This is a genomic window from Bacillus sp. JKS001846 (assembly GCF_900176455.1).
Lineage (GTDB): Bacteria > Bacillota > Bacilli > Bacillales > Bacillaceae_G > Bacillus_A > Bacillus_A cereus.
In genome coordinates this window covers 4,699,569-4,714,756 of the sequence record NZ_FWYG01000001.1, presented here as the reverse complement: position 1 = coordinate 4,714,756, position 15,188 = coordinate 4,699,569, and the positions used below count along the sequence as shown (strand labels likewise).

Here is a 15,188-nt window from a genome sequence, read left to right as displayed (position 1 = left end):
TTATTTATTTAATCGTTTCAGTAATAACTCTCGTAAGCTGTCCGATAGTGCATCCACCTCAATTATCTGTTCTATTGCTTCTATATTGTATTTGTCGTGGAACTTAACATGATTGACTTGTGAAATTGATACTTTTTTAGGATGCGATGCAACGAGTTGTAAAAAAAAACGACCTTTAATCAATCCTTTTTTTTACATTTCCTTTTTCTAAAACCACAGAAAAGATAAGTACTATAGTTAACACCATAATAAACCTTACTTCACTTCCATCACTTAGAAAAAATGAATACAAAGTATAAATTAAAATTAATATTCCATAAATAATTTTGTACAATGAACTTCCACCTTCTCCTATATATATTTTAGTATAAAAGTTTAATTCAAGTCCTAGATCAAAATAAAAATAAAAAGGACCTGTGATGTACACAAAGTGCTTTTCTCTTGTCAATTTATCTATTTTCACTATACTTATCTATTTTCTTTTTATAACTCAAACTTCTTAGAACCGTACTTTTAGCTTTTTGCAATTCATTTTATTTATATGGAATATGTTTTTATCTGTCTGTACATCTTCAACATTTTCTCCATCTACTAATGGCGTGCCCTGTTAATACTGTTGTAACCCCCTCCTTTTGTTTGATTACTTGTATCATAAAACAAGTATCTGAAGTTTATATGTAGTCTATCTAGAATCTATGTAAATTAAAAAAATTTCTAACAAACTGTTTGTATTGTAACGTTACCACCAAAACTATTGCTCTAAACACCATAATTTGAAGAAACAGTACCCCATGTTCTAACCCTCAATTCCTCCTACACCTCTATGTTGAGTAAAACTAGTTAATCTCTATAATATAAAAAGAGCACCCCTTTTGGGATGCTCTTCGTTATAACTATATATTATTTAATTTTCTTCATTTGTTGGTACCATTTTTCCTTGTTGAGAATCCGTACCTGTACCTTCTGATTTTTCAACAGTTTTTGCATGTTTTCCAGGTTGTGATTCTGTACCTCCATTTGTTTCTACCATTTTTCCTTGTTGAGAATCTGTACCTGTACCTTCTGTTCTTTCAACAGTTTTTGCATGTTTTCCAGGTTGTGATTCTGTACCTTCTTTTGTTTCTACCATTTTTCCTTGTTGAGAATCTGTACCTGTACCTTCTGATTTTTCAACAGTTTTTACATCTCCTTTAGATGCTGGCACTGCATCTTTAGGTAAATCAAAGTTTTGTGAGGAAGACGTTGTTCCATCTGCACTCTGTGTAATTACTTGATTTGAATTTTCATTTGACTTTAAATTGTCCGTTTTCGCATCATCTGCACCAATTGCACCACCCGCTAATAATCCTGTACTTAAAAATGCTCCTGCTAATAATGTTTTAATCATTTTTCATTACCTCCTGTTTATTTGTAATATTCATCAAAAAAGTATCTAGAGTTAATGTTTTAGTCATTATCTTTATCTACTTGCTTTTTGATTACATTTAGCATAAGGCAAGAATCTATAGTTGATATGGACTGTATCTGGAGATTATGTAAAGAAAAATAGATGATCAATTGTATATCCTAATGAATGCTTAGACAAGATTAACATTTTATATGAGTTTGATAGTTGAATTATCCTTTGTTTTTGATTGTAAGGTTTATGGCTGGGGTAAAGCAAATTAAGGACCTAATCTTTTCTAATTTGGAAGTAAACTTTTGGCTAAAAGTTTACTTTGGAGATGCCTTGTTATTATGATTAGAATTTTACATCTGGAATGAATTTCCGAATACAAAAGTGAAAAATATGGAATAATAATTTCCTAAATTCGGAATAAATATTATATTCTAAATATAAGGGGTACGGCAACCATTCCTCCTTTTTGGATCCACTGACAAATGATTAAGTCAACAGTGGCAAGAGAATTTGGAACAAACACAGATTAGTCTTGGTATATTTTTCAACATACTGAAGGTGCAGACTCAATCATATTTAGTGACTGAGTCTGCACCTTCAATTTTTAGATTATCTTTTTTATAAATATATTTTTGTACATATGCGTTTTATATAGTGACTTCTAATAATAAGGAAGTAAATAATTTGCATACAAGTAAAGCTTACTAATACAACAATTGAACTTTGAATAACGGACATTTCCTTACTTACTCTTTGTCCTAATTGGTGAAAAGTTAGAAATGCAAAACTGCTGTGAACCATAGCCACTACAATCGGTAAGAAAAATAGTATCATCATTTGTCTTGTCACAATTTGCTTTAACTCTTTTTGGTTTAAACCTAATTTTGAAATCATTTGATATTGCTCTTTATCACGTTCTAAATCAGTAAATAGACGGAAATATAAAAAACTTAGCGTAAATACGAAAAATAAAATTCCCACCAATACACTTGTAATAGAAAGTAATCCGTTTTGTTGTTTCAGTTCAAGCCATTTTAAATTTAAAGATGAAAAGGCATAATAATCATCTTGACTCGTACCAATGAACTTCATAAGTTTTGTAGAAACTTCAGTTGTTTCAGGCCAATTTTTTATGATAAAACCGTATATAGTGTAATCTCGGAGTATACTTTCTTGTTGAATATTTAGGACTTTACTGTAAATAGCATCAGAGACAATAACAGGTGTATAAAACGTGGAGAATTCTGGGATATAAACTGTTTTTTGAACAGAAAGTGGTACTTCTAGTTCACCATGTTTTAATTCAAATGTTTTTTGATCCTCTGCACTTTTGTGGTTTTTCTTTGGTAGTATAGCGATACTTTCATTTTCATTTGTTAATTTCTCTATTTCATACCCTAATTTTTTAGCGTATTCATTATACGTAGAAAGATTAATTAATACCAATCCGTTTTGTGTCACTTTAAATTTTGTTGCTACAAGTTTATAAGAAAATCCAGATTCTTTTAATTGCTTTTTTATCTCTTCAATATGGGATTTTTCTAGTGTATTCCCCTTATCCGATTGATAGGTAAATGCATATGGGGTCTCATGTTTTGCCAATTCAGGATTTGCGATAGCCGTACAAACTCCAATTGCTGTAAATGATACTGCGGATATAATTGTAACTATAAAGAACGTTCTCGCATTATCTTTCATTCGATACATTAATTCTGAGATAACAAGAAGATTGGTTCTTTTAAAGAATGTAGTTTCTCTATTTTTTAAAGTGTATATCACATATACACACAATTGATTGAAGAAAAAATAGGTTCCAAATACGATACATATGACACCTACTCCTACGAGTAGTAATAATTGTTTCAAACTCATGTAATCCACTGCGACGATACTGTGGTGAACGGAGGAGTAACCTACTCCAATTAAAATAATTGCCAACAACGATATCCAAACAGATACTTTAGGCTCAGGTTTTGGTTTCTCCTCTGATTTTATGAGTTCTACAAGCTCATTCATTTTCACCATTTTTGATGTAAACAATGAAATGAGTAGAAATAAAACAAAAAAGGAAATACATGTTACTCCCATAGACTTTAATGGAAAATAAAATGCTAACGCATGCTCTATTGCCAATAAAGACCCACTAATTAGTAAAACTAATTTAGAAAAAACCATCCCAAGCGCAATGCCTGCTAGTATAGAAGGGATTCCAATCAACATGTTTTCGAAAAAAATTAATCGATGAAGCTGTTGATGAGACATTCCATGTAACATTAATAATCCAAACTCTTTTGTTCTATTTTTTAAAAGTGCGCTAACAGAATAGAAAATAAATAAGAAAGAGAAAACAAAAATTAAGTAATACGATAGTTGAAATCCTATTTTCCCAAATGTGCTCATTATAGTACTTACATGAGTCAGTTCGCCTTGTAGGTTCGGATGAAAGACAAGTAGCCCATAAGTAAAAAAAATCATTACCGCAAATGTGCTACTAAAAAAATGGCCAAGATATATTCGTTTATTCCGTGTAACATTATTAAATGCGAGTTGTCGAAAAGTCATTTTTATTCTCTCCTAGCATAGAAAGACTGTCCATAATATTTTGATAAAATAATGGACGATTGTCATTGTAGCAAATTTCATGATATAACTGTCCATCTTTAATAAAAATAACGCGGTCACAGTAACTTGCAGCAACTGGATCGTACGTTACTAACATCATTGCTGTCTTTTCTTCTTTATTTAATTGTATTAATATCTCCATTACATCTTGAGAAGCTTTAGAATCTAAGTTTCCTGTTGGTTCATCAGCAAGAACCAGTTTAGGAGAATGAATGAGTGCATGGGCAATCCCTGTTCACTGTGCTTGTCCTCCTGATATTTCATATGTTCGTTTATTCAAAATTTTACTGATTCCTAATTTCTTCGAAATAGATTCTACTCGTTTATTTATTCTTTTCACATTTATGCCATCTAATACGAGCGGAAGAACCATATTCTCTTTTGCTGTTAATGTATGCAACAAGTTAAAGGATTGAAAGACGAATCCTAATTCCTGTCTGCGAAATAAGGCTAAATCATTGGGTAAAAGTTGATACGGATTTTTACTATTAATGAATACACTACCTGATATTGGTGAGTCAATAGTAGAAATCATATTCAATAACGTTGTTTTACCACTACCCGAAAGACCCATAATTCCAATAAATTCTCCTTCTGTAATTGTTAAATTTTATATTTGAAAGTGCTGTATGTGAAACCTTTCTTGTGTATTCTTTACTAAGATCTTTTACTATTTTCATATGAGAAATCCCCTCCAAATTTATACAATAAGAATGAGAGTTAATTGATGATGGCCCTTATCCCCTGAATCGTTTCCGTACCCTTGCATGCACTATACAAACAAAGGCGAAGTCTTCAAACGGACTCCGCCTTTTCGATGTATCATGAATTACAGCCAGTACTAGTAGCCTCCTCATAATATTTCCTCATACATTCATATCTCTGTTTATTTCTTAAAAAACTTTGCAACAGAACCAAATTTACGTTATTTCTTTGCGGAAATAGGTTGAGACCAAATATTTTTATCATTTAATTGTACTTCAAAAACATATATAGGCTGAGAGAAACCTTTTGTATCAGTATAGTAATCTATATTATATTTTGTAATGAATAATGTATCACCTGCTTTGAAAGATCCTATAGGATCGAAGTCTCCTTGTTTCAGTTTTTGAAATGCTTCCTTCGGAGAAAGAATTTCAACATCTCGAACATGTGATTTTTTTGTAACGAAATCTTTGTAAACAGGCATTTTTTTCCCTTCGTCTTTTAACTCTATTGATGTTTTTATAGTAACATGAGACATATCAGTTTTTGTAATGGGATCAATAGGCATATTCCCAAATTCTTTCATTTGATACGAAATCATTATTCCGAGTGCAACGAAATTTACTGTAATGGGAAGGTATAAATATTTGATTATTTTTGTATCTGTTTCTTTTTTTTCAAAAATATAAGAACTATGTTTAACACAGAATACCCTAGCATCATGCCTAAAGTATTATGAAGTAAATCGGCTAGTTCCATACTTCCGCGTTGCAGTATAAATTCAAGAATTTCAATCAATAAACTTGCTATAATTGAGATGATTAACATCCATTTTGTTTTTTGAAAAACCTTACTAAATAGAGGGAATAAAATTCCTAACGGAAAAAGCATAACTATATTTAAAATAATATGGAAAAAAGAAGAAAATGAAAAGGTATTCCATGCTTTTTTATAAACACTAAGTACATCGAAGTCAATTGTTCTTGCAAAAACCATATCATCTGAACGACCAAATGAAGTAGCTGATAATGCAAAGGAATAGTATCCTATTATTAATATAAACAATATAATTTGTTGTACAGTAAGTTTTTTTTCTCCTTTATATATCTTTTTGTATACTACAAAATAGCTAAAAACAAATATAAGTAGTAACAAGAATGCGAGTAGTATCGTAGGAATCGCATAACTAGCAATTAGATTGAAAATAAAGTTCATTTTACACCTCTGTTTTTATGAATTAAATATTTAATAGTTTTTATATACTATTCTAGATAGATTGCTACTCCTAATAATAATTAACATAGGATTATATACTGGTATCCATGTTCTATTGACTGCGTATGCACTTTTCTGTTTAGAGTTATCTTTTTTATGAATTTAATTTTGTACATATGCGTTTTATATAGTGATTTCTAATAATAAGGAAGTAAATAATTTGCATGTAAATATAGCTTACTAATACAACAATTGAGCTTTGAATAACGGACATTTCCCTATTTGCTCTTTGTCCTAATTGGTGCAAAGTTAGAAATGCAAAACTGCTGTGAATCATAGCCACTACAATCGGTAAAAAAATAGGATCCTCATTTGTCTTGTCACAATTGATGGTCTAGTTTCGTATTTCCTTATTTAAACTGTAATACTTGGTCGAATGTTTTAAGCACTAAAATAACTTGATATCGCACCACAGATTTTTCATGAATGTATCTGTTATTCATTGTAGTAGTGAGATTATTTTTCTCATATTGAATTGCCTTACATTTTGCTTACATACTTGTAATGTTTCTGAAAATACAGTTTATAAGTCTCTCAGCAATAATTTTTTTGGGGGATATAGCAAAGAGGGATTTTTTATATGCACATTACTATACCGAACTAGATTTTGGTATAGTATTTTTTTGCAACTGATTGTGTTTTTTTACCAAACACGTATAAAAATCAATAGTATGAAAGTAAACTACTGGATAAAAGTTTACATTGGAGTTTTGAATCATTTATAGTTAATTTTGTAATAAATTTCTCAATATTGATATACTTGTTAATTATGGTTTTAATATTCAAAATTAATAAAAAGTATTGTAGTTCTTGTGCGAAAAGATTCAGTTCATTTGAGATGATTGGGTTCATCAAAAACGCCATCCTTTCTGTATATTTCTACAAAAAGAATAGCGCTTTTTTGTTTTATGGATACAGATTTATCTTAGCTTAATAGCAATTAGTGTAACATCCATGTGTATACATGGTCTTTTTCATACTGTCTACCTAAAGGGGATAATATCAATCAAAAGCGGGCTTTTGATATTCTGGTTTAGGTTAACTGCACCACTTTAAAACGAATAGGACTCCCCATCAGATGGCACTAAAATAGTGTTAGATAATCCTTTCTTATCAATAAAGTCATTCAATTCCTTTCTGGTTAATAGGCAATGGTTAAGTGATTCCATATGAGAAACGATAATTTTGGCCTGTGGTGCTGCCTGTTTTGTGTCATAAATATCCTCTTTTGTCATTGTAATAGGGCCACCTTCTAGAAACTGAGCAGCACCTCCATTGATCACAATAACTTCAGGGTCGTGCGTGTCAATTGCTTGTTGAACATCGTTACACCATATTGTATCACCTGCCACATACAATCTCGGCTCGTCTGGATGATTAAATACGATACCTGATACTTCACCGGTAAACTTTGTGATTTCGCCAGTTCCATGTTGTCCATTTGTTTTAAATAGCTTAATTTCTTCTATGTTGGTAACATGCTGTAAAGATTCTATATTGTGAAAGCCTTCTTTATTAATAGCCTCAATATCATGTTCATTTTGTGCATAGATTTTTATATCCTTAGGTAAAACTTTTTTAGCAACTTCGTCAAAGTGATCAGGATGTAAATGCGTGATGATAACCGCATCAACCTGAATAATTTCTTCTATAGAAATTGGTAAACTAACTAACGGATTTCTCATATCTTGATTTGGTGTATTTGGAAACGGTGGAATGGATCCTTTGTCAGCTAAAAAAGGATCGATCAAAAACTTCTTGTCTGCATAATGTACAACAAGTGTTGCATTACGTATAAGTCTAATATCCATGCGGTATTCCTCCCTTTTATATGATTCAACAATAGTATAAAATATGAGAGAAATCATGTTACATAGATAAAATCAAAAATTTATAAGGTTTGACTTGAAATGTGAAAGGATGTGTCACGGTGTTAGATGATACAGATAAAAAAATACTAGAAGCGTTATTGAAAAATGGCCGTACGTCAATGAAGGAATTAGGAGAAAAAGTCCATCTGACAGGGCAAGCAACCTCATCTAGAGTAATAAGGCTGGAAGAGAAAGGCATCATAGAAGGTTATACGATTAAACTGAATGAAAGAAAACTAGGTTACTATGTTCACGCATTTATAAATATTTATACAAGGAGCATTCAACACAGTTCCTATTTATCATTTGTAAAAACACAACACGAATATATCATAAAGAACTTCAAAATTAGCGGTGAAGGTTGTTATCTTCTAGAGTGTAAGTTTCCATCTAATGAAGCCCTTGATCAATTCTTAACTCAACTAAACGAACATGCTAATTACAAATTATCTATCGTAATTAAATAGAAGAACCATCGATATAAAAAAACGCTATTCTTGCTGGAGAAATATATATAAAGAATAGCATTTTTTTCATTTTAGGGAAATGTTGTTTTATAATATCCCAAAACAAGATTTTATGCTAATTTGTAATAAAAAAGCTCATTTTTTCGTTTTGGGGCTGGTTTGTATTCTTAAGTTGATGGGCATGGGGTACCGTCTGCATTTTGGAAAAACCCCATGCTAAGCAAAAAATACGATGAGCCGTCCATACGGACGGCTCATTTACATAATTTTCGTTAGCGGAAGTTATTTTAAAAGTTCTATTAAACAACAAAAACAGTCTTGATTAATCAAGACTGTTTTTGTTTGTGAAAAATTTATCTATCAGTTTAGAATCTTTGTTGTTTAGTAAAATACCTTGTGTATGTTTTTTGTCTGTATCTTTAGCAATTGTAATTTCGTTTTTATCATTGATCAAAACGAAATATTGTTCTTTGGAATCATCTTTTAATGTAACTGTCATGTTAGTGTGGATTGAATCTTTTGTTTGTTTATCTAGTGAGATTTCTTTAGGTGTTCCTGTTTCGATAGCTGTTTTGATAGCTTTTGTTATTTCTTCATTGTCTGTTGTTGATTTAGAGTGGCTATCTTTTCCAGCGGAATCTAATCTGATTTCCTGTATATCTTTCTCTTTTAATTGGATAGTTGCACTTTCTTTTGTATCAGTAGGTTTTGATGAAGAAAGATTAGAACATCCCATAGGAATTAAGAATAATATGCTAAGAGAACATAACTGTAGAATCTTTTTCGTTTTTTTTCATTGTTTTCACCCCTTCCTTTTAATTGTAATAATATTCTGATAAATTCGATAGACTTTTTATTTGAATACCTTTATGTATGATTAAAAATTGGATGTATACCATATGCATATGAAGTTAACATAACGTCTCATTATCAGTAGCAAAGAGAAAGACGTCCCCTTACTCTCACAAGGGATTTTTCTTTTTCTATGACTCTATGCATCTTTATATACATTCTTATTCTGGGGCGCCTTTTGGCTTCCTTATAGTTCCCGATGTCTCCCTATTTTTTGCATAAGTTCTTGCATACTCTTAGCGTGTTTTTTTTCCGAAATGCTGGCAGGACACCTAATAACAACACTATAAAAAGACTTAAATTCCTCATAAGGATTAAGTCTTTTTTCATCTCACCTTTATATAAATATAAAACAAAATATAAAAACACTTAGCTTATTTTTTGTTTTTGGAATACCTAATTTCTTAAGTTGATGGATGTGGTGCTACCTCTCATATATCATTACCCAATATTTTTCTTCTAGCTCACCTTCTTCAATAACTTTTTTCCAGCCCATATTCTCATAAAACTTTAATGCTTTTTGATTTTTAGAAACACACTTTAATCTTAATGGTATATTCATCTTTTCTATGGAAGCATGAAGTAACTGTCTTCCAACCCCCTTACCAAAGAACTCAGGATGTACAAATAAATTGTGTATAAAGTTTTCAGGTAAATATAAAGAAGCAAATCCGAGGATATGATTATCTTCCTCTGCTAGTAGTATATGTTCTCCTTCAGTATGTTTATCAAAATCTTCTACAGTCATTTCATTTCTATCTAGCCAATGAAAACTTTCACGCCGTGATTCTAAATATATCCTTCTTAAATTAGGGTAGTCTAATGCAGTTGCTACTCTAATATTCATTTTCTCACTCTCTCTTCCTTTTTTTAATTAAATAAATCTAACCGTTTCTAGAGTAAACGGTTAAATTTACGAGAGAAATTTATTCACTCGTATCTCTTTAAAACAATGGCTGCATTATGACCTCCGAAACCAAATGAGTTAGATAGACCTATATTTATTTTCACTTGGCGAGCAACAGATGGTACATAATCCAGATCACATAATGGATCAAGATTTTCTAAGTTAATTGTTGGAGGAACTGTCCCTTCCTTTAAGCTCATTGCTAGAGCAATTGCTTCAACTCCACCAGCTGCCCCTAACATATGACCAAGCATAGATTTATTAGCTGTTACCGGAATCTGATAAGCTTGTTTTCCAAACAGTTGCTTAATAGCCATCGTTTCAGAGATGTCCCCCACTTTTGTACTTGTTGCATGGGCACTAATAACATCAACTTCTTCAGGCGATATATTGGCATTTTTTAAAGCTGATCTCATTGCAAGATAAGCACCTTTACCTTCCGGATGTGTAGCTACGATATGGTATGCGTCTGAACTTGCACCATATCCAACGACTTCTGCATAAATTTTTGCCTCTCTATGTAAAGCATGAGATAAAGATTCTAAGATTAGAATTCCAGCTCCTTCTGACATGACAAATCCATCTCGATTTTCATCAAATGGACGACTAGCTTTAGTGGGATTATCGTTTCTTGTTGATAATGCTGTAGCGTTACCAAAACTGGCTATTGATAAGTCTGTTATAGCTGACTCTGTTCCACCCGCAAATATAACGTCAGCTTCCCCAGAACGAATTAGTCTAAAGGCTTCCCCGATAGATGTATTTCCAATTGCACAGGCAGAAACAGGTGACATAGAAGGTCCCATCGCATTCCACTTGATACTAATTTGTGCTGCAGCAGCATTAGACATTATGGCAGGTACTAGAGTTGGGCTGACTCTTCTTGGTCCCTTCTGCCTAAGTGCATCAACATTTTCAATCAAGGTTTCAATCCCTCCAATACCTGAACCCACGTATACGCCTAACCTTTCTACATCTATACGATCGAGGTCTAACTTAGAATCTGACCAAGCTTGTTCAGCTGCAGCCAAAGCAAATTGAGAAAAACGATCTAAACGTCTTGCTTCTTTCTTTCCTAAAACTTCATCTGCATCAAAATCTTGGACGATACCCGCAATTTTTGTTTTATGATTGGTAACATCGAAAGTATCGATATTGACTATACCAGATTCCCCTTTAATTAGATTGTTCCAAAATGTTTTGATGTCGTTTCCTATAGGAGAAACTACGCCCATACCAGTAATCACAACTCTTTCCACTTTGCATTCCCTCCAATCAATAATATACTTGTATTTTACAGTCAATTTATCCTATTACAAGGGGGGATTTATCCTAGTATAACTACTACTAGGATAAATTGATAAGATAAGGAGTTTTAAAAATGAATAATAAAATAAGGCTTAAAGCTCTGTCGGCATTCTTAAAAGCTAAGCGTGCCCAAATTAGTCCAGAGTCTATTGGTTTGTCTGCCGGAAACCGGAGAAGAACACCAGGGTTACGAAGAGAAGAGGTTGCGCAGTTAGCAGGTGTAAGCACCACTTGGTATACATGGCTAGAGCAAGGAAGAGATATAAAGGTTTCTACAATCGTACTTGATTGTATTTCTAAAGCTTTGCAATTAAATAATGATGAAACAGACTACTTATATGACCTGGCATTTGAAACAAATTCAGAAAGTACAAGTCCAAAAAAGGATCAATCAAAGCTTAGCCCTTCTTTAATACGAATACTAGATGAATTAACATATTGTCCAACTATCATTACGGATCGACATTGCCATATTATGGGCTGGAATCCTGCAGCTGCTCATGTTTTTTTAGATTTTGAACAAATACCAAATAATCAAAGAAATTTGATTCGTTTAGTATTCACTAGAAAAGAGTTAAAAGCATTGGCCGTCAATTGGGAACATTTCGTGAAAGGTTTTCTTGCTATTTTCCGTACCTATTATGGACGCTATTTAGACGATGAATGGTACAGCCAGTTTATTGAAGAAATGAGTCGTTCCCATCCAGAATTCCAGAATTTATGGCAAGAAAGTCAAGTGAGTAAGGCTCCAGACATGATAATTGAATTCAGACATGCTAAAGCAGGCAAAATGTTGTTTAATTTAACTTCTTTTCAAGTTCAAGGTGATATGGATTTACGGTGTAGTATCTATACGCCAGTAGGGGAAACGGATACAGAAAATAAATTAAAGCGATTAATGAAGAGGGTATCCGTTGAAAATTAATAAAGTAAGTTCATTACATTAGCAAAATGATAATGATTACTGAACAAAGTCATTATTCCTTATGGGAAAAAGAGTTAACTTTACTTTTTCCTTTTTGTTCAATGGGTGGATGGCGTTAGTTGAAGGATCATAGAAATGAACAGACTTTTTTATAAAAGAATGAATCAATTAAATAAAGTAAGAGCGTGTTTCGAACAATTTCAGAACACATAGGTCATTTATCTCTTTGTTCTGTACCCATTAAAGATTTCCACAGTACTAGGTCAATCTATCTTGTTTCTCGTACAGAAAAGATAGGACGAGCTCTTTTTTAAACATTTATGACTTAGCCCCCATATCTATCACCCTAACAAAAAAGGTTACCCAAAAACTATAAAAATGAACTTCGGTGCTGTAAAAAACACAAAATTATCGTTTAGGGGCTTCTTTAAAGTCTTAGCTTGATAGCGATGGTGTACCGCCACATTGCTATCAAGCTAAGGCTAAGAAAGGGCAGTTTCAGAAGGGATTTTTTCTTATTCTAAAAACCAGTGCAAATCATTGGGGATTCTGCATATCAAATAAATCCTAACGGGTTTCATTTTTAAAATTAAGCGGCTTAATTATCAGACATGGTCCAATTGTAAACGACACCTAATATATTAAAGACCGTTTTCTCCCTGTATCGATGGGGATTTTCGTCCGTTTCGCTGTAAGAGTTTCAGCAGGCGAAGAAGAATATTTGAAAATCTAATATTTTTTAGAATCGTAACCTTTATAGGTGGAGTTGTATTAGTAAATTCATGATAGCTATAATAAAAATTTTTAAACAATACCAATTAATTTTGTATTTTAAAATTAATACTTGCAAATCCAATACAATCTGTATACAGATTGTATACAAAATGTAACGAGAGGTGAAAATGATGGCAGAAACATATCGTAAAGCTAAGGTATTAAAATTTCTAGACAAATTACGTGAAATGAAAGAGATGAATATAAAATATTCACAGATGTATTTGATAAACTTAAAAGAATTAATTCCTCATATGGAGAATGATATATTTTTTCTGGAAAATGTAGAAGAAATAGAAGATATTTTAGAAAATCTACAGTTTAAGAAAGAGGAAAAAAATATTGTTTTATCAAGAGAGCAACTCATGTTTTTTAAGGAAGCAACTAATGCTATAACAACAATCAAAGATATCAATATTATTTTAGAAGAAGCTGGAGAGTTTTTTGACTTAGATATTCCTGAAAGAAAAGTGAAATCTGGAATGGTAAATTACAAAATTCAATCCATTGATCCAATGGATATGACTGGTATTAAAAAGCAATATTATATTATGTTAGGGGAAATTGGTGTATCATACCCTGATGGAACAGGCGATGAAGAATTTGTAGCGGCTGCAAATAAAGTATTTCTGGAGTATGTTACACATAATGATATTACAAAAGTAGATGATGGTTTTATTGTTTCGCTACCGGTATTTGCTTCTCATCAAGTGATAAAAGATTTAACGAATGCAGATTTAACAGTTCTTGCAATGATTCCTATAAAAGAAAAAGAATAAGAAGTCATATAAAATAAGTAAATGGCTGAATTGAAAAAGCAAGTATTAGAGATTTTAGAGGAAATATGTGAAACCGATATAATAAAAGAAAGTCCATAAAAAGCTTTGAATTTCTTGAGCAAATAGTTATAATTCATCAAATACAGAAATAGACATACAAAAATACCATCCTTTCCTATGATTCTACAGAAAGAATAGCGTATTTTTTTTTTTAGGGGGATTTTTGAAGAAGGAATTAATACAATATGTAAAAATACTTTGCTATCTAGTGAACTGTTTTATACTTTCCGAATAATAGTCAAATAAATGGATGATACTATACTTATATAATCATTATCAGGAGAATCTGCAGATTTGCAGATTCTTTTTTATTTTATCGAAAGTAAACTTTTAGCCAGCAGTTTATTTTCCTACTATTGATTTTTATACGTATTTGGTGAAAAATCAAGGAGCTGCAAAAAAATACTATACCGAAAGTTCGGTATAGTAATGTGCATATCAAAGATCCCACTTTGGTATATCTCCGAAAGAGTCATAAAAATCTATGTTTTTTAATTCAGTTGCAAACTACAAAACTTCTTTTTAAAGAAATGTATGTACATACAAATTATATTTTATTCAATAACTCTCTAACTTTTGTTCATGGTAGTCTGATATTGAAAAAATATAATATTTGGTACGACATCACTTTGTTTTTTTATAAAGTTTTGTAATTAAACTATAATATTGTATTTTTTTTGTATTATTGAAATTAGTAATAATAAAATGTATTATTGAAAAGCACAATTTATAATTCAAGTAATCAGGACTATGCGCCCATTATAATTTGAACATTCAGAAATTATAATATTGTCTAAAAATGAGGTGAGATTCATAGAAACAGTACATATTAAATGGTATGGAATGTATAGTATAAATGATTTTTATAATAGGGAAGAAGCTTCTAAGAAGGGGATATTTGCAATCTCTAGAGTATGTGCTAAGAGTGTAACATTGCTATATATAGGACAAACCAAAAGAAGCTTTATACAAAAGATAAGGGAACTTAATAAGGAGTGGCCTTTCGATGAGAGCGAATTAAAGATTACATTAGGAATAATAGAATTTCCTAGTGGTGAAATTTACTCTGAAAAGAAGGTAAAAGAGATAAAATCCCTTTTGATTTTACGACATACCCCATTAGAAAACGAAACATCTTTATTATACTATAGAGGGAAATTTAATTTAAAAATTATAAATAAGGGAAGAAGAGGTTTAATTGTTAAAAAGCTTTCTACAGGAGATCTAATATGGACATAATTGGA

General features: G+C 31.6%; 11 protein-coding genes and 5 pseudogenes. 5 read left to right on the top strand and 11 right to left on the bottom strand.

Translation table 11 applies throughout. The annotated features are described in order from the left end of the window. The 4 genes and pseudogenes from B9A45_RS25220 to B9A45_RS32345 form a co-directional block, all read right to left on the bottom strand. Positions 1-183 carry a 3-alpha domain-containing protein gene (locus B9A45_RS25220; RefSeq protein WP_000589741.1) on the bottom strand — a complete coding sequence of 61 codons (183 nt, stop codon included), beginning with the start codon at positions 181-183 and terminating at the stop codon, positions 1-3. Between the two features lie 721 nt (positions 184-904). Continuing rightward, complete coding sequence (locus B9A45_RS25205; RefSeq protein ID WP_000598086.1) at positions 905-1,387, bottom strand: hypothetical protein; 483 nt, start codon at positions 1,385-1,387, stop codon at positions 905-907. A 630-nt stretch (positions 1,388-2,017) separates the two neighbouring features. Next, the gene (locus B9A45_RS25200; protein WP_000144210.1) at positions 2,018-3,961 is read right to left on the bottom strand and encodes an FtsX-like permease family protein; all 1,944 of its coding nucleotides are present in this window, start codon (positions 3,959-3,961) and stop codon (positions 2,018-2,020) included. Next, positions 3,936-4,701, bottom strand: a pseudogene (locus B9A45_RS32345) (ABC transporter ATP-binding protein). Before B9A45_RS32345 ends, B9A45_RS25200 begins: the two are co-directional and overlap by 26 nt. Before the next feature lie 83 nt (positions 4,702-4,784). On the opposite strand from B9A45_RS32345, the pseudogene B9A45_RS32890 reads away from it, so the two are divergent. Continuing rightward, a pseudogene (locus B9A45_RS32890) lies at positions 4,785-4,880 on the top strand (IS6 family transposase); the annotation flags it as partial. A 66-nt stretch (positions 4,881-4,946) separates the two neighbouring features. On the opposite strand, the pseudogene B9A45_RS25180 reads toward B9A45_RS32890, so the two are convergent. The 3 genes and pseudogenes from B9A45_RS25180 to B9A45_RS25160 form a co-directional block, all read right to left on the bottom strand. Next, positions 4,947-5,941, bottom strand: a pseudogene (locus B9A45_RS25180) (VanZ family protein). A gap of 154 nt (positions 5,942-6,095) precedes the next feature. Further along, positions 6,096-6,299 (bottom strand): annotated as a pseudogene (locus tag B9A45_RS32885) (ABC transporter permease); the annotation flags it as partial. Positions 6,300-7,053: 754 nt separating this feature from the next. After that, a complete protein-coding gene (locus B9A45_RS25160; protein WP_000354667.1) occupies positions 7,054-7,812 on the bottom strand; it encodes an MBL fold metallo-hydrolase in 759 nt (252 codons plus the stop codon). A 119-nt stretch (positions 7,813-7,931) separates the two neighbouring features. Between B9A45_RS25160 and B9A45_RS25155 the strand changes: the two genes are divergently transcribed. Continuing rightward, positions 7,932-8,339 (top strand): Lrp/AsnC family transcriptional regulator, encoded by a 408-nt coding sequence (locus B9A45_RS25155; protein ID WP_000883327.1) that lies wholly within the window; start codon positions 7,932-7,934, stop codon positions 8,337-8,339. A 322-nt stretch (positions 8,340-8,661) separates the two neighbouring features. Here the strand turns inward: B9A45_RS25155 and B9A45_RS25150 are convergent, their stop codons facing one another. The 3 genes from B9A45_RS25150 to fabF all read right to left on the bottom strand — a co-directional run bounded on the left by B9A45_RS25150 (position 8,662) and on the right by fabF (position 11,357). After that, the gene (locus B9A45_RS25150) at positions 8,662-9,075 is read right to left on the bottom strand and encodes a hypothetical protein (protein ID WP_000501912.1); all 414 of its coding nucleotides are present in this window, start codon (positions 9,073-9,075) and stop codon (positions 8,662-8,664) included. Between the two features lie 540 nt (positions 9,076-9,615). Continuing rightward, on the bottom strand, positions 9,616-10,038 hold the full coding sequence (locus B9A45_RS25145) for a GNAT family N-acetyltransferase (RefSeq protein ID WP_001026485.1): 423 nt from the start codon (positions 10,036-10,038) through the stop codon (positions 9,616-9,618). A gap of 83 nt (positions 10,039-10,121) precedes the next feature. Further along, positions 10,122-11,357 carry a beta-ketoacyl-ACP synthase II gene (gene fabF, locus B9A45_RS25140; protein ID WP_016109365.1) on the bottom strand — a complete coding sequence of 412 codons (1,236 nt, stop codon included), beginning with the start codon at positions 11,355-11,357 and terminating at the stop codon, positions 10,122-10,124. Positions 11,358-11,479: 122 nt separating this feature from the next. Between fabF and B9A45_RS25135 the strand changes: the two genes are divergently transcribed. After that, on the top strand, positions 11,480-12,331 hold the full coding sequence (locus B9A45_RS25135) for a helix-turn-helix transcriptional regulator (RefSeq protein ID WP_016109366.1): 852 nt from the start codon (positions 11,480-11,482) through the stop codon (positions 12,329-12,331). Between the two features lie 598 nt (positions 12,332-12,929). Here the strand turns inward: B9A45_RS25135 and B9A45_RS32880 are convergent. Beyond that, positions 12,930-13,077: pseudogene (locus tag B9A45_RS32880) on the bottom strand (IS4 family transposase); the annotation flags it as partial. A 156-nt stretch (positions 13,078-13,233) separates the two neighbouring features. Here B9A45_RS32880 and B9A45_RS25130 point away from each other — a divergent pair. Together B9A45_RS25130 and B9A45_RS25125 are read left to right on the top strand one after the other, a co-directional pair. Further along, the gene (locus B9A45_RS25130) at positions 13,234-13,884 is read left to right on the top strand and encodes a glycoside hydrolase family 18 protein (RefSeq protein WP_016109367.1); all 651 of its coding nucleotides are present in this window, start codon (positions 13,234-13,236) and stop codon (positions 13,882-13,884) included. Between the two features lie 864 nt (positions 13,885-14,748). Continuing rightward, positions 14,749-15,183 carry a hypothetical protein gene (locus B9A45_RS25125; RefSeq protein ID WP_002100802.1) on the top strand — a complete coding sequence of 145 codons (435 nt, stop codon included), beginning with the start codon at positions 14,749-14,751 and terminating at the stop codon, positions 15,181-15,183. Positions 15,184-15,188 lie beyond the last annotated feature (5 nt).

Bases quoted from the DNA above. Each gene is read 5' to 3' on its own strand.
- B9A45_RS25205 (WP_000598086.1), bottom strand. From the start codon at position 1,387: ATGATTAAAACATTATTAGCAGGAGCATTTTTAAGTACAGGATTATTA.
- B9A45_RS25200 (WP_000144210.1), bottom strand. From the start codon at position 3,961: ATGACTTTTCGACAACTCGCATTTAATAATGTTACACGGAATAAACGA.
- B9A45_RS25160 (WP_000354667.1), bottom strand. From the start codon at position 7,812: ATGGATATTAGACTTATACGTAATGCAACACTTGTTGTACATTATGCA.
- B9A45_RS25150 (WP_000501912.1), bottom strand. From the start codon at position 9,075: ATGGGATGTTCTAATCTTTCTTCATCAAAACCTACTGATACAAAAGAA.
- B9A45_RS25145 (WP_001026485.1), bottom strand. From the start codon at position 10,038: ATGAATATTAGAGTAGCAACTGCATTAGACTACCCTAATTTAAGAAGG.
- B9A45_RS25135 (WP_016109366.1), top strand. From the start codon at position 11,480: ATGAATAATAAAATAAGGCTTAAAGCTCTGTCGGCATTCTTAAAAGCT.
- B9A45_RS25130 (WP_016109367.1), top strand. From the start codon at position 13,234: ATGATGGCAGAAACATATCGTAAAGCTAAGGTATTAAAATTTCTAGAC.